Below are 17,840 nucleotides of genomic sequence, written 5' to 3' on the forward strand. Positions count from 1 at the left end.
GGTCAAAACTGAGAGACTGGCTGGTGGGTACGTCAGGTACAGGTCATCTATCCCGCCTAAAGAAACCTTAAAATTGCTTTTTTGAGGTTGTGAAATTGTATTCCACATAAACGCCTTCCGGGCCGCTACCGTGCGCAACATTCTCGATTTTCCGGCGTCCTTTGATCCTCCGGCATGCATTGTGACGCTGGACCGGAACTACCGTTCCACAAAGCCCATTCTGGATGCGGCCAACGCGGTGATTGGCGAGGCAGCCGAGCGGTTCACCAAGGATCTGTGGACCGAGCGGACCTCGGAGGAAAAACCACGACTGGTCACCATCTGGGACGACACTGCCCAGGCGAATTACATCGCCGATCGGGTGCTGGAAGAGCGTGAGGCCGGCACACCGATGAAGCAGCAGGCGGTGCTGTTCCGGGCTTCGCACCATAGCGGCACGCTGGAGGTGGAACTGACCCGGCGCAACATTCCGTTCGTGAAGTTCGGTGGCCTGAAGTTTCTCGACAGCGCGCATGTGAAGGACGTGCTGGCGCTATTGCGCTTTGCCCAGAACCCACGCGACCGCATTGCGGGCTTTCGGGTGTTGCAGCTTTTGCCAGGCGTGGGACCAACCTCGGCCCGGCGGGTGCTGGATACGATGGGGGAGAATGCCCATCCCTTCGAGGCGTTGAAGGATATCAAAGCGCCCCAGCGCAGCGGCGAGGCCTGGATGGGGTTTGTGAACACGCTCACCGCTCTTGGCAGCCATCAGGTCGGCTGGCCGGGCGAGATCGCGGCAGTGCGTTACTGGTATGAGCCGCATCTGGAGCGGCTGCATGAGGATGCTTCCACGCGTCTGGCGGATCTGGTGCAGCTGGAACAGATCGCCGGGGGCTACCCGTCACGCGAGAAATTCCTGACCGAACTGACGCTGGACCCGCCGGATGCCACGTCCGATCAGGCTGGCGTGCCGCTGCTGGACGAGGACTATCTGATCCTCTCCACCATTCATTCCGCCAAGGGGCAGGAATGGAAGAATGTGTTCGTCATGAACGTGGTCGATGGGTGCATTCCGTCCGATCTGGCCACCGGTGAGAAGGATGACATCGAGGAGGAGCGCCGGCTGCTTTATGTGGCCATGACGCGGGCGAAGGACAGTCTCGATATCATGGTGCCGCAGCGTTTCTATGTGCATGGCCAGCACAGCCGGGGCGACCGGCACGTCTATGCTTCACGCACGCGCTTCATTGATCGGGATATGCTGTCTTTGTTCGAAGCCGTGTCATGGCCTGTCGTGAAACCGGAAGACCAGGCCCGACAGGAAGCCGTGAAATCCGTAAGGATCGATATGGCAGCCAGATTACGCGGCATGTGGTCGTAAGGGAGCAGGGCCGATGTGCAATCTCTATTCCATGACCTCGAACCCGCAGGCGATCCGCGAGATTGCGAAAGTCCTTGAGGATCGCACGGGGAATCTCCAGCCGCTACCCGAGATCTGGCCGAACACGATGGCGCCGGTCGTGCGGAATGGCGAGAACGGCCGTGAACTGGTTATGGCGCGCTGGGGCATGCCGACACCGCCCGGCTATCTCAAGGGACATAAGGTCGATCGCGGTGTGACCAATATCCGCAATCCGACCTCGACATGGTGGAAGCGCTGGGAAGGTGTTGCGCATCGCTGTCTGGTGCCGCTGACGGCGTTTTCGGAACCCGAGCGTCTGTCTAATGGGAAATCACGGCCTGTGTGGTTTGCCCGCAGCGACGGAGAGCCGCTGGCCTTCTTTGCCGGGATCTGGTGCCGGTGGACGTCGGTGCGCAAGCTGGCAGACGGGGAGACGATGGATGACCTGTTCGGGTTTCTGACCACCGATGCCAATCGGGAAGTAGGGACGATCCATCCGAAGGCCATGCCTGTGATCCTGACGCAGCCGGATGAGCTGGATGTGTGGATGAATGCACCGACAGTAGAGGCTCTGCGTCTTCAGCGGCCTTTGCCGGATGGTATGCTTGCTCGTGTCGAAGAGCCGCGTCCGTTCGGATGACAGTTATGGTGGGGGTGCAGTCCGCTCTCCATCTTCAAGTTCTATCACTTTCCGGCTCTTTTTTCGAACCTGCTGACGAGACCGACTGACAGATCACACGACCTTCTTCAGCACCGGACTAGCCTTGAAGCGCACGGTATTGCCGGCCTTGGTCTTACGGACGACGAACGTCCCGAAGAACGGCGGCGATGAAGGCTTTGCTCATGCGGGGCGGATCCGTGTCGTGGTCGATTCCAGAAAACGGTAGCAGCGCCCTTTCGCCCCGTCACCGCCCAAACGGCAACCTACTCCTATGCAAGTTCTTCTATCCCGGCGCCCTACGGTCCCAAGAGACTTGTTGCGCTTCCGTGTTCATGCCTCTTTCTAATCGACCCCGCTGATCCATCGCTTCCCTCGGGAGGCCAATCGCGGGGTTTCGATGTCCGTCGCTCCCTTCCGCTCCGAAGCCGTCGCCCGAGGCACGCGCATGCTGCGCACTGCCCTTGGGTCGGCGATTGCCGGGCATCTCGATGATCCGTCGATCGTCGAGGTGATGCTCAATCCCGACGGAAGGCTTTGGATTGACCGGCTCGCCGGCGGGATGGAAGACACCGGCACCCGGATCGGGCCTGCCGATGCCGAGCGGATCGTCCGCTTGGTCGCCCATCATGTCGGGGTCGAGGTGCATCCCGCCAGCCCCCGCGTCTCCGCCGAACTGCCGGGTAGCGGGGAGCGGTTCGAAGGGTTGGTGCCCCCTGTGGTGGCTGCACCGTGCTTCGCGATCCGACGCCCGGCGGTCGCGGTGTTCTCGCTCGACGATTATGTGACTGCCGGCATCATGACCGCCGCACAGGCTGCGTTTCTGCGTCGCGCAGTGATGGAGCGGCAAAACATCCTCGTCGCAGGCGGTACCTCCACCGGCAAGACCACGCTGGTCAACGCCCTGCTGGCCGAGATCGCGCAAACCGGCGATCGGGTGGTGCTGATCGAGGACACCCGTGAGCTGCAATGCGCTGCGCCCAATCTGGTCGCCTTGCGCACGAAGGACGGCGCGGCCTCGCTCTCCGACCTGGTGCGCTCCTCGCTGCGCCTGCGTCCCGACCGGATTCCCATCGGCGAGGTGCGCGGCGCCGAGGCACTCGACCTGCTCAAGGCCTGGGGCACCGGCCACCCCGGCGGTGTCGGCACCCTGCATGCGGGCTCGGCGATCGGTGCCCTGCGCCGGCTGGAGCAACTGATCCAGGAAGCCGTCGTCACCGTGCCGCGTGCCCTGATCGCCGAGACCATCGACGTGATCGCCGTCCTGTCTGGGCGCGGCAGCGCGCGCCGCCTGGCCGAACTCGCCGCCGTCCGGGGGCTGGCCCCGGAGGGCGACTACATCCTCACATCCGCCGGAGAAAAGTCATGACCCCGACGCTCGCCCTGCGCCGCCGCCTTGCCGTGGCGGGCGCTACCTTGTCCGCAACGCTGCTGTCGGCCCCGGCCTATGCGTCCGGCTCCAGCATGCCGTGGGAAACGCCGCTCAACGAGATTCTCGAATCCGTGCAGGGGCCGGTCGCCAAGATCATCTCGGTGATCATCATCACCGTGACCGGCCTGACCCTGGCCTTCGGGGAAACCTCGGGCGGATTCCGCCGCCTGATCCAGATCGTCTTCGGTCTGTCGATCGCCTTTGCCGCCTCCAGCTTCTTCCTGTCGTTCTTCTCCTTCTCGGGCGGGGCGCTGATCTGATGGAGCCGGACGCCATTCCCAGCTTCATCGCTCCGGTGCATCGCGCCCTGATCGAGCCGATCCTGCTCGGCGGGGCGCCGCGCACGGTGGCGATCGTCAACGGCACGCTGGCCGCCGCCATCGGGCTCGGCCTGCGGCTGTGGATCGCCGGCGGGATCTTCTGGCTGGTCGGCCATTTCGCCGCCGTATGGGCCGCGAAGCGTGACCCTGCCTTCGTCGACGTGGTGCGCCGGCATCTGCGTTACCCCACCCATCTGGTCGGGTGAGGGCGCCATGATGAACCTTGCCGAATACCGCCATCGCCGTGACCGGCTGGCCGATTTCCTGCCCTGGGCGGCGCTGGTCGCCCGGGGCGTGGTGCTGAACAAGAACGGCGCCTTCCAGCGCACCGCACGCTTTCGCGGTCCGGATCTGGACTCCTCGACCGCGTCCGAACTGGTCGCGATCACGTCCCGCCTGAACAATGCCCTGCGGCGGCTTGGCTCCGGCTGGGCTATTTTCGTGGAGGCGCAACGCCGTCCGGCGCGCGGCTATCCGTCCGGTCCGTTCCCCGATCCGGCCTCGGAATTGGTGGACGCGGAGCGCCGGGCGCAATTCGAGGAGGAAGGCGCGCATTACGAGAGCCGTTATTTCCTGACCCTGGTCTGGCTGCCGCCGGCGGACGACGCCGCCCGCGCGGAAGCCTGGCTCTACGAGAACCGCGCCCGTGGCGGCTCCGACTGGCGGGCGGTGGTCGCAGGTTTCATCGATCAGACCGACCGGGTACTGGCGCTGCTCGACGGCTTCATGCCGGAGGCCGACTGGCTCGATGACGGCGAAACCCTGACCTATCTCCATTCCTGCATCTCCACACGCTTGCAGCGGGTCAGGGTGCCGGAAATCCCGATGCACCTCGACGCGATCCTGGTGGATGAGGAACTGACCGGTGGCCTGGAGCCCCGCCTGGGTGACGCCCATCTGCGCACGCTGACCATCACCGGCTTCCCGACCCAGACCTGGCCGGGTCTGCTCGACGAGCTGAACCGGCTGGCCTTTCCCTATCGCTGGTCGACGCGGGCGATCTGCCTCGACCGCATCGATGCAACCAGGGTGCTGGGCCGGATCCGGCGACAATGGTTCGCCAAGCGCAAGTCGATCATGGCCATCCTCAAGGAGGTGATGACCAACGAAGCCTCGGTGCTGCTGGATTCCGACGCCGCCAACAAGGCGGCCGACGCCGATGCGGCGTTGCAGGAACTCGGCACCGACCAGGTCGGCCAGGCCTATGTCACCGCCACTGTCACGGTGTGGGACGAGGATCCGGCGGTCGCCGCGGACCGGCTGCGGCTGGTGGAGAAGACCATCCAGGGTCGCGACTTTACCTGCATGCGCGAGACGGTGAACGCGCTCGAAGCCTGGTTCGGCAGCCTGCCGGGCCATGTCTACGCCAATGTCCGCCAGCCCTGCGTCTCCACCCTGAACCTGGCGCATATGATCCCGCTCTCTGCGGTGTGGGCCGGACCGGAGCAGGACGGGCACTTCGCCGCCCCGCCGTTATTTTATGCCCGCACCGAGGGCTCGACCCCGTTTCGCTTCGCGCTGCATGTCGGCGATGTTGGCCACACGCTGATCGCCGGGCCGACGGGCGCCGGCAAGTCGGTGTTGCTGGCCTTTATGGCGATGCAGTTCCGCCGCTATGCTGGTGCCCGGATATTCGCCTTCGATTTCGGCGGCTCGATCCGGGCCGCGACCCTGGCGACGGGTGGCGACTGGCACGATCTCGGCGGCGCGCTGTCCGGGACCGGGGACAAGGCGGTCGCCTTGCAGCCGCTGGCGCGGATCGACGAGCCGGGCGAACGGGCCTGGGCGGCGGAATGGGTGGTGACGCTGCTGGAGCGCGAGGGCGTCACTGTTGCCCCCGACCTCAAGGAGCATCTGTGGTCGGCGCTGACCTCGCTGGCCTCGGCCCCGGTGGCGGAACGCACCATTACCGGCCTGTCGGCGCTGCTCCAGTCGCTGGCGCTGAAACAGGCGTTACAGCCTTATTGTGTCGGCGGGCCGTGGGGTAGCCTGCTCGACGCCGAGCATGAGCGGCTGGGCGTCGCCGATATCCAGGCCTTCGAGATCGAGGGTCTGATCGGCTCGGGTGCCGCGTCCGCCGTGCTGTCCTATCTGTTCCATCGTATCGAGGACCGGTTTGACGGCAGCCCGACGCTGCTGATCATCGACGAGGGCTGGCTGGCGCTGGATGATCGCGCCTTCGCCGGACAGTTGCGGGAATGGCTGAAGACGCTGCGCAAGAAGAACGCCTCTGTCATCTTCGCCACCCAGTCATTGGCCGATATTGACGCCAGCCCGACTGCACCCGCGCTGATCGAGAGCTGCCCGACCCGGATCTTCCTGCCCAATGACCGGGCACTGGAGCCGCAGATTACCACGATCTATCGCCGCTTCGGGCTAAACGACCGTCAGATCGAGATCCTCAGCCGGGCCACGCCCAAGCGCGATTATTACTGCCAGTCCCGCAGAGGCAACCGGCTGTTCGATCTCGGCCTCTCCGAGGTGGCGCTCGCCTTTACCGCCGCGTCGTCGCCCGACGACCAGGCCGCCATCGACCGGATCTTTGCCCGGCATGGGCGCGACGGGTTCGCGGCGGCATGGCTCATGCACAAAGGTGTTGAGTGGGCAGTGGAGATGCTCAATCCGGGAGAAGGATCATGAAAAACATGCCGACAATGAAATCAGTTTTCGTGTCCGGCGTTGCTCTGGTGCTGCCGTTTGCCGTGAGTGCGCCAGCCCATGCGCAATGGGCGGTCTATGACGGGGCCAATCATGTGCAGGGCGTCCTGATTGCCGCCCGGGCATTGCAGCAGGTCAACCAGCAGGCGCAGAGCCTCACCAATGAGGCGACCATGCTGGAGAACCAGGCGCGCAATCTGACCAGTCTGCCGTTCTCGGCGTTGGCGCCGCTGGAGCAGTCGTTCGCGCAGACGGAAGCGATCGTCGGTCAGGCGCAGGGGCTTTCCTATAACCTGACCGGCATCGATCAGGCGTTTTCGCAGACATACCCGCAGGCGCTTGCGAGCCCGGGTTCGGCGGCCCAGATGACCGGTGACGCGCAGACGCGATGGCAGAATGCAAGGGGGGCCTATCAGGACGACCTGCGCGTGCAGACCGGTGCCGTGCAGAATCTCGACAGTACCGGCAGCCAGATCGACGATCTGGTCACGTCGAGCCAATCCGCGACCGGCGCCTTGCAGGCCGCGCAGTCGGGCAATCAGCTCATGGCGCTGCAAACCCGCCAGCTCGCCGACCTCACCGCTGTGACGGCGGCGATGGGCCGCGCCCAGGCGCTGGAAGGCGCCCGGCAGGTGGAGAGTGAGGAGCAGGGCAGGGCACAGCTCGCGAATTTCCTGAATTACGGTGCCGGCTACACGCCTGGCACCGCGCAGATGTTCCACTGATGCGCGCGCCGCGCCTTTCCCCGCCGATCGTCTTCCGGCTCGTTTCCGTCGGGCTGGTCGTTCTGATCATCGTGGCCGCCAGCCTGCATCTCCGGTATGTGCCCCGTGACGTCGGCGTGCCCGATCTCGGGCCACCGGGATCGCGTGACCGGCTGGCCACCGGCCTGGCGCATTGTCAGGCGCTCGGCATGAAGGCCGATGGCGATCCGGCCTGCGAAGCGATCTGGGCCGAGAACCGCAAGCGCTTCTTTGCGCCCGACGCGGCACGGTGACGCCATGCAGCAGGGCACCGGCGTCATCGACAATTTCCTTGCCATCTTCACCCAGTATATCGATTCCGGGTTTGGGCTGGTGCAGGGCGACGTCCACTGGCTCGCCGGTGTGCTGATCACCATCGACATTACCCTGGCCGGGCTGTTCTGGGCGCTGGCGCCAGATGAGGACGTGCTGGCGCGGCTGGTCCGCAAGACCCTGTTCATCGGTATGTTCGCCTTCATCATAGGCAATTTTAACGGTCTCGCCCGCATCATCTATGAATCCTTCGCAGGCCTCGGCATCGAGGCTGGGGGCGGGCATCTCACCCAGGCGCAACTGCTCCAGCCGGGACGGCTGGCGCAGGTCGGCATCGACGCGGGCAAGCCGATCCTGACCTCGATTTCCTCGCTGGTCGGTTTCGTCGCCATCTTCAACAACGCAATCCAGATCGTGGTGCTGCTGCTCGCCTGGCTGATCGTGGTCATCAGCTTCTTTGTCATGGCGATCCAGCTTTTCGTGGCACTGATCGAGTTCAAGCTGACCACGCTCGCAGGCTTCGTGCTGGTGCCCTTCGGGCTGTTCGGTCGCACCGCCTTCCTCGCCGAGAAGGTGCTGGGCAATGTCGTCTCGTCCGGGATCAAGGTGCTGATGCTGGCCGTTATCGTCGGCATCGGTTCGACGGTGTTCGGCCAGTTCACCAACGGTTTCAACACCCCGCCCACCATCAATGACGCACTGACCCTGATCCTCGCCTCCCTGACGCTGCTCGGCCTGACCGTGTTCGGGCCGGCATTGGCCAACGGGCTGATCGCCGGTGGTCCGCAACTCGGCGCGGGATCCGCTGTCGCTACAGCCGCCGGGGCGGTCGGCGCCGGGGTGGCGGCTGCGTCCGGGGCCGGACTGGCTGTGGGGGCCGCGGCAGCCGCCGTGCGTGGCGGCGCTTTTGTCGCGGGCGGCACGACCGCCGCCTATCAGGCCGGAGGTGCGGCAGGTGTCGCGAAGGCCGGACTGTCGGCTGCCGCCAGCCCGTTGCGCCGGGCCATGGCCAGTGTGCGTACCAGCTATCAGGCCGGAGGAGCCGCCGCGACTGGCGGTGCGGGAGGCGCGACCGCTTCAGGCGCTGGTGGTGGAGCGGGGACGGCTGGCAAGCCACCGGCCTGGGCCACCCGGATGCAGCGCAACAACCGGATCAGGGGTGGGGCGGACGCCGCCGCGCAGGCGATCAAGGGTGGCGACCGGCCCAGCGGTGGCCATGACGTCGATCTCTCGGAGGGAGAATAACCATGTTCCGTCGTCCCACCATGCGTTTCGGCAAAACGCCGGAACCGGAAACGCCCTATCACAAGGCCGGACAGGTCTGGGACGACCGCATCGGCTCAGCCCGTGTTCAAGCGCGCAACTGGCGGCTGGCTTTCTTCGGCTGTCTCGCTTTGAGCGGCGGGCTCGCCGCCGGGCTGGTCTGGCAGTCGGCGCGGGGCACCATCACGCCGTGGGTGGTGCAGATCGACCATCTCGGCCAGGCGCAGGCTGTCGGTCCCGCGACCGCCGCCTATCGGCCGACCGATCCGCAGATCGCCTGGTATCTGGCGCGCTTCATCTCCGAGGTGCGCGGTATCCCGGCCGATCCGGTGGTGCTGCGGCAGAACTGGTTGGATGCCTATAATTACGTCACCGATCGCGGTGCGCTGGCCCTGAATGATTATGCCCGCACCAACGATCCGTTCAGCCGGATCGGCAGGATGCAGGTTGCGGTCGAGATCGCCAGCGTGATCCGTGCCTCCGATGACAGCTTCCGGGTGGAGTGGGTCGAGCGCCGCTATGCCGATGGCGCGCTGGCTGCCACCGAGCGCTGGAGCGCGATCCTCACCATCGTCGTCACCACCCCGACCGATGCCGAACGCCTGCGCAAGAACCCGCTCGGCATCTACATCCACGCCCTCAACTGGTCCAGGGAACTCGGCTGATGCGCACCCTCAATACCGTCGCGCCGCTCATGATCCTGCTGGCGCCGCTAGTGGCCTGCTCCTCATGGAAGCCGCCGGCCATCCGGTACGACGATACGCCCCGGCAGGCGGTTCTTACGCCTGACCCGCCCAAGCCGGTGCAGGTGGTGACACTGCCCGAGCCCCTGCCGCTGCCGGGGCAGCTCAAGCCGATCCCCTACCGGCATGCGGCACCGGAACCGACGGATCCGCACCAGCGGGTCGAGCATGCCAATAGTGCGGCGCGGATTCAGCCGACGCGGGCCGGTTATCTCAACGCGATCCAGATCTATCCCTTCTCCGAGGGGGCGCTCTATCAGCTTTACGCCGCACCCGGCGAGATCACCGACATCGCTCTGCAGCCGGGCGAAAAGCTGGTCGGTGCCGGCCCGGTCGCCGCCGGCGATACCGTGCGCTGGATCATCGGCGATACAGAGAGCGGGGCAGGGGCGTCGAAACGCATTCATATCCTGCTCAAACCGACGCGGCCGGACCTCACCACCAACCTGGTCATCAATACCGACCGCCGGACCTATCATCTGGAGATGCGCTCCGACGAGCGGACCTATATGGCCTCGGTCTCATGGGACTATCCGCAGGACCAGATCGTCGCCCTGCGCGGGCAGGATCGGGATTCTGATCTTGGCACTCCGGTCGCGACGGGCGTCGATCTCGATGCGCTGAATTTCCGCTACCGGATCGAGGGCGACGAGGCGCCGTGGCGGCCGTTGCGGGCCTTCGATGATGGGCGGCAGGTGTTCATCGAGTTTCCGACCGGCATCGCCCAGGGTGAAATGCCGCCGTTGTGGGTCATCGGCCCGCAAGGGGACGGCCAGTTGGTGAATTACCGGGTGCGCGGCAACCGGATGATCGTCGATCGCCTGTTCGCGGCAGCCGAATTGCGGCTGGGTGCGAAGCACCAGCAGGTCGTGCGCATCGTCCGCACCGACGGAGCCCGTCGGTCGTGAGCGGGAGCACCGGAGCGGAGGAGGCGGGTAAACCGATACCTCCCGTCAGGCCGCCGGGCGAGATGCGGTTACGCGTGACGCGACGGCCGGTCACGCGACTGTCGCGCAAGGTGATCATGGGGCTGACGCTGGTGGCGATGCTCGGCGTCGGGGGTGCGCTCTATGTGGCGCTGAAGCCCGCACCGCGAACGGAGAAGGCCGAACTCTATAATACCGGCAATCGCACCACACCGGACGGGCTGGCGAACCTGCCGGGAGACTATACCCACCCGCCACGTCTTGGGCCGCCGTTGCCCGGCGATCTCGGCAGGCCGTTCCTCAAGGCAGGCGTGGGTGCCCCCGGCATGGCGACACCCGCCGTACCGGCCGATCCCGAGAAGCAGCGCATGGCCCAGGAGCAGGAAGCGGCCCGGGTCAGTCATCTCTTCACCCAGACGCAGGTCGGGCGAAACAGCGTCGCCCCGGTGACGGCCGGTGCTACCCCGGTTCCGGCAGCCGGTGCTGCCACCGATCGCAACCAGGCGTTTCTCGATGGCCCGGTTGACCAGCGCACCGTCAGCGCCGCGCGTCTGACGTCCCCTCCCAGCCCGTATGTAATCCAGGCGGGATCGATCATTTCCGGCGCGCTGATCACCGGCATCCGCTCCGACCTGCCCGGCGAGGTCACGGCGCAGGTGACGGAGAATGTCTATGACAGCCCGACCGGCCATATCCTGCTGATCCCGCAGGGCGCGACGCTGATCGGCCGCTATGACTCCCAGATCTCCTATGGCCAGAAACGGGTACTGCTGGTCTGGACCCGACTGATGCGCGGTGCGAATGATTCGATTGTGCTGGAGAACGAGCCGGCTGCCGATGCGGCAGGGTTTGCCGGGTTGCAGGACCAGACCGACAATCACTGGGGCGAGGTGTTCAGGGCTGCCCTGGTTTCGACCGTGCTGAGCGTGGGTTCCGAAGCCGATATCAGCGGCGGCAATGGCATCGCCCAGGCCCTGCGCACCGGTGGCTCGCAAGGATTTAACCAGATCGGCGAACAGATCGTCGGACGCTCACTCAATATCCAGCCCACCAATACGATCCGGCGCGGCTTTCCGGTGCGGGTCATGGTGCATCGTGACCTGGTTCTTTCCCCTTACAGACAGGAGGCTTCCCGATGACAAAGCTCAGGCTTGGGCCGATCGTGGATGACAGGCCGGTTCGGCTCACTGTCGAACTTCCCGCTGCCGTCCATCGCGATCTGGTTGAATATGGGCGCTTGCTGGCGCGTGAGAGCGGGCAGGCCGAGATCGCAGTAGCGAAGCTGATCTCACCAATGCTCGCTCGTTTCATGGGGGCGGATAGGGGCTTTCGGAAGCTGCGCGGGGAGAGGTAACTCGCCAATAGGGCTTTGCCCGGTCACGCATGAAGGCGACAAATTTTCCTACGACGGGATCTTCGCTTTCGGCACGCCAGACCAGATTGATCTTGAACCCGGCATCTTCCTCGTCGATTGGGATGAATTTCAGGCCGGGGAGGTTGAGAGTCGAATAAGTTTGCGCTGCGACAGTGACGCCGTATCCTGCCCGCACGAAGGCGAGCAGGGTCATGTTGCCCGTTTCAAAAATGCGCACATTAATGCCGGGTAGCCGCGTAGCAAAGAAATCACGACCGATCCTATCTTTTCCCCACGACCATAGAAGCAGATTTTCGTTTTTGAGGTCAGTCCATTGAATTGTTGTTTTTTCGGCGAGGCGGTGAGTATTTGGCACGGCCGCCATCAAGGGCTCGAAGTAAATTGGAGTATGCGGGTGGTGTTGAGAAAGGGCTAATTCAGGAAGCAAGGCAACGTCGATATGACGTTCGATCAGTGCGGAATGGAGTGTTCTTTCACCCGGTTCGTGTGGTGTGACACTTATGCCGGGATAGGTTGTCCGCCATTCGACGAGCAAACTTGTCAGGACGGCGTTTAGAGGTGGAAGATGAAAACCGAGATGCACCTCTCCGATTTCTCCGAAGGAACTTCGGTCGAGTGTTTCCGTGAGTGCATTTGTCTCGCGCAGGACGCGACGGACACAGCGTAATGCTATGCGTCCCGCATTCGTAAGTTTAATGCCAGAGGAGGTTCGTTCAAAGAGCGCAACACCCAGTTGATCCTCAAGTCGAGCAATTGCTCGGCTGACCGTCGATACTCGCAGTTGAAGGGATGATGCGGCCTTCCCGAAACTTCCAGCTTCAACAGAAGCCAGAAAATAGCGGAGTTCCGCAGTGCGCATGGTCGTTATGGTCCCTTTCTGCCTCGGTTCCTATTTGTTCCATCCGTGCTTGTCCGACATGTGTTCCACGTGGATTGTGTAGATATCGTCCGGCCATGGATTTAAGGCTTCTCTTATGAATTGATACGTCGGGTGATGTGCGACATTGAGGTCAAGATGCCGCTTGAAGCGCCTTGCGTCCCTCCGCGTCCAACACCGCGAAATCTTCCTCAGACAGGGTGATGTCTGCAGTGGCGATATTCTGCTCAAGATGCGCGACCTTCGAGGTCCCGGGGATTGGCAGCATCACTGGACTGCGCTTCAGGACCCAGGCCAGAGCGATCTGGCTCGGATGCGCACCGTATTTCCCTGCCATGGTGTCCAGGATTGAGCCCGGCTTCGCGAGGTCACCGGCCGCGAGCGGGAACCACGGTATGAACCCGATGTTCTGCGCCGTGCAGTAATCGAGTACGGCCTCGCTGGTGCGATCCACGAGATTATAGCGGTTCTGGACGGTCGCCACGTTAAAGAACTTCGAGGCTGCTTTGATGTCGTCCACGGAGACCTCGCTCAGTCCCGCGTGGCGGATCAGTCCCTGATCGATGAAGGACCGGACCGCCTCGAACTGCTCATCCGCCGGGACTTTGGGATCGATCCGGTGCAACTGCCACAGATCGATCTGCTCGACGCCGAGATTCCGCAGACTTTTATGCACCTGCTGGAGAAGATATTCCGGTCGTCCGACCGGCTTCCAGATATCTGGCCCCGACCGGGTCAGCCCGCCCTTCGTGGCGATCACGAGACCTTTGGGATATGGGTGAAGCGCCTCTTTAATCAGCCATTCCGAAACATCCGGCCCGTAGGCGTCCGATGTGTCGATGAAGTTGACGCCGAGTTCGGGAAGGCGCTTCAGCGTGCGGATGGCCTCGTCGTGATCGGTGGGCGGTCCCCATATGCCTTTGCCCGTGATGCGCATGGCACCGAAACCGAGCCGATGAACGGCGAGATCGCCGCCGATCGTGAAGGTGCCGGAGCTGGCAGCGTTGGAAGCTGTATCGGTCATGGTCCTCGGTCCTTATTTCCAGCGGGTGGTTAAGGGATCAGTCATTTCGTCAGGCCGCGAAGCCACCATCGATGTTGTATGCGGCGCCCGTGATGATGCCGGCCTCTGGTCCGGCAAGATACGCGACCAGCCCCGCAATCTCCGCGCCTGTGGCATGGCGTTTGATCGCCATGAAGTCGTGCATCACGTCTTTCAGCGGTCCATCGGCAGGGTTCATGTCTGTATCAGTGGGGCCGGGCTGGACGACATTGACGGTGATGCCGCGCGCTCCGAAATCACGAGCCAGTCCTTTGACCATGCCTTTCAGTGCGGCCTTGCTGGCGCTGTAGGCTGCAAGGCCAGTCATCGGCATACGGTCGGCATTGGAGGACCCGATGAAGATGATGCGGCCCCCGGCGGGCATGGTCCGGGCAGCAGCAATGGCGGCATGGTAAGGCGCATGGATGTTGATACGAAACAGCCGGTCGATGTCATCCGGGGGGATCTCCAGCGGATCGCCCGCGCCAAGAATTCCAGAGTTGACGACCAGCACGTCGAGAGGACTGAGCGAAGCGATCAGCGCGATGAGAGTGTCCCGGTCGCCACTGTCGGCGCGGAGGGCCTTGCTTCCGGTCTCAGCCGCCAAAACTTCGGCATCGTCCGGGGAAGACCAATATGTGAAAAGAACCTTCGCTCCCTCCGAAGCGAAACGGCGCACGATGGCGGCCCCAATCCCGCGGCTGCCGCCAAGCACGAGGACGGATTTTCCCTCAAAATTGTTCATGACGGCATTTCCTGCTACGCCAAGATTTCTGCCAGCCTGTCGAATGCTGGCTGATAGATACCTGTCGGCATCCTGGCCTCCATACTGGCGGCATGTTCGAGGGGCGCTTCGAACTCTCCCCGCCACTGAATGAACGTGCGGTCACCATCCGTTATGGGAAGAAGGCTGATTGTCGACCGATAATTACTGATCGGCAGGGCGGACTCGATAATCGAGAACGTCACCGCATGATCCACGTCGGATAATGCGAGAAGCTGTTCCCGGATCACACCAACGTCGCCCATTTCAAGACGGCGGATCGCGCCCACCCGGTCGCCGGGCTCATCGCCCTCGATCACGCAGCTTTTCACATCTGGCAGCCAATTCCCAAGAGCGCCGAAATCGCGGATCAGCCCCCAGACGGACGAAACGGAGGCAGGAAGAACGCTGCTGGCCATCACATGGATCATAATGCGGCTCCTGTTCGTGTCTGTCCGGCCATCATAGCGACTGCCCTCCCGTCACTTCGATGCGTTGACCGTTCACCCAGAGCATGTCGTCAGAAAGAAGAGCACGGACAGCGGCTCCGATGTCATCGGGTTGCCCGACACGTCCCAGCGGCGTGATGTCTGCAAGGCTTTTGTTTACCGTGGCATCGTCACGGACCAGCCCACCGCCAAAATCCGATGCGACCGCGCCAGGTGCGACGGCATTGACGGTAATCCCCCGCTCACCCAGTTCCTTCGCCATGTAGAGCGAAATGACCTCGGTTGCGGCTTTCATGGCCGAATAGGGACCATGATCCGTCAGATAAAAGCGGGTCGCGGCAGAGGTGATGTTGAGAATACGGCCGCCATCGCGAAGCAGTGGCAGGAGCGCCACGGTCAGCAGGTAAGGGCCCTTGAAGTGGATGTTGTACTGATTGTCGAGTTGTTCGGAAGTGGCGGCATCGAAGCGCGTGTGAATGATGTTGCCGGCGTTCTGGACAACATAATTTAGTCCCTGCAGCCCGAACTCGTTTGCGAGAAGGGCTTTCACCCGCTGAGCAAAATCCGTGAACGACGTATGGTTCGCGATGTCCAGTTGCAGCATACGCAACTTCGCTTTTTCATGGCTGAGGGCGATTTCGGCAGCTTTCGCCTCATCTTCATTGGTATGATAAGTGCCGACCACATTAATGCCAGCATCCGTCAGATGCCTCGCGATACTGTAGCCGATGCCGCGATTGGCACCCGTGATAAGGGCGATTTTGGGTGTGTTCATAAACGGACTCCTTGCGGAAAGATGGCGTCCTATTCGGAAACCAAACTTCCGTATCACCCGATCCATAATATGGACATGAAACGACGTCAAGGAATTATGGACCGAACGATATGAAAGTTGGGGGTTTTTGTAGAAGGCTACAGCCTGACCCCCGTGTTTTCGGTGTTTTTTTGTCGATTTTTGAGAGGTTTGACCGTGTTGATATCCCACAACGTAAGGAGGGAGGTGATAGCAGCATCCAGAGTGTCAACAGTCATTCCATCCCGCGCTTCGCATGTCATGCCATGAAAAAAAGTAGCGAGAATATTGGGCAGGATATCTGTTGACGGGGAGGCCTTCAATTCATTTCTGGCTATGGCGCGCTCCACGCAGGCCTTAATACCAGCTCGCGTGCGTTGTCGTTCTGCTGCGAGAAGGGCTTGGACAGGTTCGTTCTCGGGTGAGCAATTGCTGGCGCCGGACACGACCAGACAGCCGGTCGGATGCGTACGGGCCGCCTGCATGCGCGCCGAGCCGCGCAATGTCCGTTCGATGGCCTCACGTGGCGGCAGGCTTTCATCCCATAAGGGGGCCATGACCTGACCATACGTTGCCAGATAATGCTGCACGACTTCCCGGAAAAGGGCTTCCTTAGAACCGAACGCGGCATAGAAACTCGCGGGCGAGATATGGCCCATGCTGGCCTTGAGCTGGGTCAGGGACGTCGGTTCATAACCCTGCGCCCAGAAAAGCGCCGTGGCGGCGTCGATCGCCTTGTCGCGGTCAAACTCACGGGGACGGCCAGTCCGCGCCATGTTAGTGCTCCTTTGAAAAGACTTCCATATTAATCGATCCAGAAATTATTGCCAAGATTTTACGGTCCGCATATATATGTATCATTCGTTCCATATATTGAGTAGCTCATGACACCGACCATCGTACCCTCCGCGAAAAAAACCGACGAGTGCTTGCCTGTTTCCGGTCTGCTCGCGCTGGCCATGACCGGCTTCATCTGCATTATGACAGAAACTTTGCCGGCGGGTCTTTTGCCCGAGATCGGTGCTGGTCTGCATGTTTCCCCGGCATTCGCTGGGCAGATGGTGACGGCCTATGCCATCGGTTCGCTGAGTGCGGCGATCCCGCTGACGCTCGCCACACAGCGATGGCGGCGCAAGAGGGTTCTGCTGCTGGCGATCATCGGCTTCGTGGTGTTCAATTCCATCACCGCGTTTTCGACGCATTACGGCGCGACTCTCATGGCCCGCTACGGAGCGGGTGCGGCGGCGGGTCTCGCCTGGGCGTTGCTGGCCGGCTACGCGCGCAGGATGGTAACGCGCGCTCAGCAGGGGCAAGCGCTTGCGATTGCCATGGTAGGCACACCAATCGCGCTTTCTCTGGGGGTTCCCTCAGGCACATGGCTGGGGGCTGTTGTCGGCTGGCGCCTTACGTTCTGGATCATGTCGGGTCTGACAGTGCTTTTGATTGCGTGGGTTTTGGCAAAGGTTCCTGATTTTCCGGGCGCTGCACATCACGAGCGTCTGCCATTCCGGCATGTTCTGGGCATGCCGGGTGTGAAGCCCGTTCTGGGGGTCGTGATGGCGTGGATGCTCGCGCACAATGTTCTTTACACCTACATCGTGCCGTTCGTGACACTGGCCGGGCTGGCGGAACAGGCGGATCGCATTCTGCTGCTTTTCGGGATCGCCGCGCTTGCCGGCATCTGGCTGACCAGCCGCACGGTCGACCATGCCCTGCGCCTGTCCGTCCTGCTCAGTCTGGCCATATTCGCAGTCGTGGCAGGTGCTTTTGCCATCGGATCAGCCTCGCCGACTGTGATCGTGATTGGTGTCACGATATGGGGTCTGACATTCGGCGGGGCCGCGACCTTGCTCCAGACCGCGCTCGCCGATGCGGCCGGCGATGGCGCGGACGTCGCGCTGTCGATGAATGTCGTGGCGTGGAACAGTGCCATAGCCGGAGGTGGCCTTCTGGGTGGTGTGTTGTTCGATACATGGGGCGCGGCGTCGTTCCCATGGGCCGTGATGGTGCTCGTCGCCGTCGGTTTCCTGATCGCATGGACAGCGCGATCGCATGGATTTCGATCTGGCCACCGACTCAAGCAGGGGGGGCAGTCATGATGCAGGTTAACTAAAGTTGCAGACAGCTCTGCTCCCGCGAGCCAA

The 17,840-nt window shown here is 62.8% G+C and carries 20 protein-coding genes and 1 pseudogene; 14 read left to right on the plus strand and 7 right to left on the minus strand.

Going from position 1 to position 17,840, the window contains the following annotated elements:
- Positions 1-130 precede the first annotated feature (130 nt).
- Both GOB85_RS14125 and GOB85_RS14130 read left to right on the plus strand, forming a co-directional pair.
- Positions 131-1,360: a 3'-5' exonuclease gene (locus GOB85_RS14125; RefSeq protein ID WP_173578146.1), complete on the plus strand. Its 1,230-nt coding sequence runs from the start codon at positions 131-133 to the stop codon at positions 1,358-1,360.
- A gap of 13 nt (positions 1,361-1,373) precedes the next feature.
- The gene (locus tag GOB85_RS14130) at positions 1,374-2,021 is read left to right on the plus strand and encodes an SOS response-associated peptidase (RefSeq protein WP_019087328.1); all 648 of its coding nucleotides are present in this window, start codon (positions 1,374-1,376) and stop codon (positions 2,019-2,021) included.
- A 93-nt stretch (positions 2,022-2,114) separates the two neighbouring features.
- Here GOB85_RS14130 and GOB85_RS19800 read toward each other — a convergent pair.
- A pseudogene (locus GOB85_RS19800) lies at positions 2,115-2,204 on the minus strand (HU family DNA-binding protein); the annotation flags it as partial.
- Positions 2,205-2,439: 235 nt separating this feature from the next.
- On the opposite strand from GOB85_RS19800, the gene trbB reads away from it, so the two are divergent.
- The 11 genes from trbB to GOB85_RS14185 are packed head-to-tail and all read left to right on the plus strand — an operon-like array spanning position 2,440 to position 11,751.
- A complete protein-coding gene (gene trbB / locus GOB85_RS14135; RefSeq protein WP_173578147.1) occupies positions 2,440-3,408 on the plus strand; it encodes a P-type conjugative transfer ATPase TrbB in 969 nt (322 codons plus the stop codon).
- The gene (locus GOB85_RS14140) at positions 3,405-3,731 is read left to right on the plus strand and encodes a TrbC/VirB2 family protein (RefSeq protein ID WP_019086273.1); all 327 of its coding nucleotides are present in this window, start codon (positions 3,405-3,407) and stop codon (positions 3,729-3,731) included. Before trbB ends, GOB85_RS14140 begins: the two co-directional genes overlap by 4 nt.
- Positions 3,731-3,997, plus strand: a complete 267-nt coding sequence (locus GOB85_RS14145; RefSeq protein WP_173578148.1) for a VirB3 family type IV secretion system protein — start codon at positions 3,731-3,733, stop codon at positions 3,995-3,997. The genes GOB85_RS14140 and GOB85_RS14145 overlap by 1 nt, the downstream gene beginning before the upstream one ends.
- Before the next feature lie 7 nt (positions 3,998-4,004).
- Positions 4,005-6,431 (plus strand): conjugal transfer protein TrbE, encoded by a 2,427-nt coding sequence (gene trbE, locus GOB85_RS14150; RefSeq protein WP_173578149.1) that lies wholly within the window; start codon positions 4,005-4,007, stop codon positions 6,429-6,431.
- A complete protein-coding gene (trbJ, locus tag GOB85_RS14155) occupies positions 6,428-7,174 on the plus strand; it encodes a P-type conjugative transfer protein TrbJ (RefSeq protein ID WP_019086270.1) in 747 nt (248 codons plus the stop codon). The genes trbE and trbJ overlap by 4 nt, the downstream gene beginning before the upstream one ends.
- Positions 7,174-7,446, plus strand: a complete 273-nt coding sequence (gene trbK-alt, locus GOB85_RS14160) for a putative entry exclusion protein TrbK-alt (protein WP_019086269.1) — start codon at positions 7,174-7,176, stop codon at positions 7,444-7,446. Before trbJ ends, trbK-alt begins: the two co-directional genes overlap by 1 nt.
- Before the next feature lie 4 nt (positions 7,447-7,450).
- Positions 7,451-8,710: a P-type conjugative transfer protein TrbL gene (trbL, locus tag GOB85_RS14165; RefSeq protein WP_026018699.1), complete on the plus strand. Its 1,260-nt coding sequence runs from the start codon at positions 7,451-7,453 to the stop codon at positions 8,708-8,710.
- Between the two features lie 2 nt (positions 8,711-8,712).
- Positions 8,713-9,393 carry a conjugal transfer protein TrbF gene (gene trbF, locus GOB85_RS14170; protein WP_019086267.1) on the plus strand — a complete coding sequence of 227 codons (681 nt, stop codon included), beginning with the start codon at positions 8,713-8,715 and terminating at the stop codon, positions 9,391-9,393.
- Complete coding sequence (trbG, locus tag GOB85_RS14175) at positions 9,393-10,379, plus strand: P-type conjugative transfer protein TrbG (protein ID WP_019086266.1); 987 nt, start codon at positions 9,393-9,395, stop codon at positions 10,377-10,379. Before trbF ends, trbG begins: the two co-directional genes overlap by 1 nt.
- On the plus strand, positions 10,376-11,536 hold the full coding sequence (locus GOB85_RS14180) for a TrbI/VirB10 family protein (protein ID WP_026018698.1): 1,161 nt from the start codon (positions 10,376-10,378) through the stop codon (positions 11,534-11,536). Before trbG ends, GOB85_RS14180 begins: the two co-directional genes overlap by 4 nt.
- Entirely contained in the window at positions 11,533-11,751 is a 219-nt protein-coding gene (locus tag GOB85_RS14185) for a DUF2274 domain-containing protein (RefSeq protein WP_019086264.1), read from the plus strand. The genes GOB85_RS14180 and GOB85_RS14185 overlap by 4 nt, the downstream gene beginning before the upstream one ends.
- On the opposite strand, the gene GOB85_RS14190 is transcribed toward GOB85_RS14185, so the two are convergent.
- The 6 genes from GOB85_RS14190 to GOB85_RS14215 all read right to left on the minus strand — a co-directional run bounded on the left by GOB85_RS14190 (position 11,705) and on the right by GOB85_RS14215 (position 16,472).
- Positions 11,705-12,631 carry a LysR family transcriptional regulator gene (locus tag GOB85_RS14190; protein WP_081499961.1) on the minus strand — a complete coding sequence of 309 codons (927 nt, stop codon included), beginning with the start codon at positions 12,629-12,631 and terminating at the stop codon, positions 11,705-11,707. The two genes, GOB85_RS14185 and GOB85_RS14190, sit on opposite strands and share 47 nt — an antisense overlap.
- Positions 12,632-12,782: 151 nt before the next feature.
- Entirely contained in the window at positions 12,783-13,673 is an 891-nt protein-coding gene (locus GOB85_RS14195; RefSeq protein ID WP_019086262.1) for an aldo/keto reductase, read from the minus strand.
- A gap of 49 nt (positions 13,674-13,722) precedes the next feature.
- The gene (bdcA, locus tag GOB85_RS14200; protein ID WP_019086261.1) at positions 13,723-14,436 is read right to left on the minus strand and encodes an SDR family oxidoreductase; all 714 of its coding nucleotides are present in this window, start codon (positions 14,434-14,436) and stop codon (positions 13,723-13,725) included.
- Between the two features lie 14 nt (positions 14,437-14,450).
- Entirely contained in the window at positions 14,451-14,885 is a 435-nt protein-coding gene (locus tag GOB85_RS14205; RefSeq protein WP_019086260.1) for an SRPBCC family protein, read from the minus strand.
- A 31-nt stretch (positions 14,886-14,916) separates the two neighbouring features.
- Entirely contained in the window at positions 14,917-15,678 is a 762-nt protein-coding gene (locus GOB85_RS14210) for an SDR family NAD(P)-dependent oxidoreductase (protein WP_019086259.1), read from the minus strand.
- A 137-nt stretch (positions 15,679-15,815) separates the two neighbouring features.
- The gene (locus GOB85_RS14215) at positions 15,816-16,472 is read right to left on the minus strand and encodes a TetR/AcrR family transcriptional regulator (RefSeq protein WP_173578150.1); all 657 of its coding nucleotides are present in this window, start codon (positions 16,470-16,472) and stop codon (positions 15,816-15,818) included.
- A 108-nt stretch (positions 16,473-16,580) separates the two neighbouring features.
- Here GOB85_RS14215 and GOB85_RS14220 point away from each other — a divergent pair, with 108 nt between their 5' ends.
- Positions 16,581-17,795 (plus strand): MFS transporter, encoded by a 1,215-nt coding sequence (locus GOB85_RS14220; RefSeq protein WP_026018697.1) that lies wholly within the window; start codon positions 16,581-16,583, stop codon positions 17,793-17,795.
- The last annotated feature ends 45 nt before the right edge of the window (positions 17,796-17,840 follow it).

This window comes from Acetobacter fallax (assembly GCF_011516735.1).
GTDB lineage: Bacteria > Pseudomonadota > Alphaproteobacteria > Acetobacterales > Acetobacteraceae > Acetobacter > Acetobacter fallax.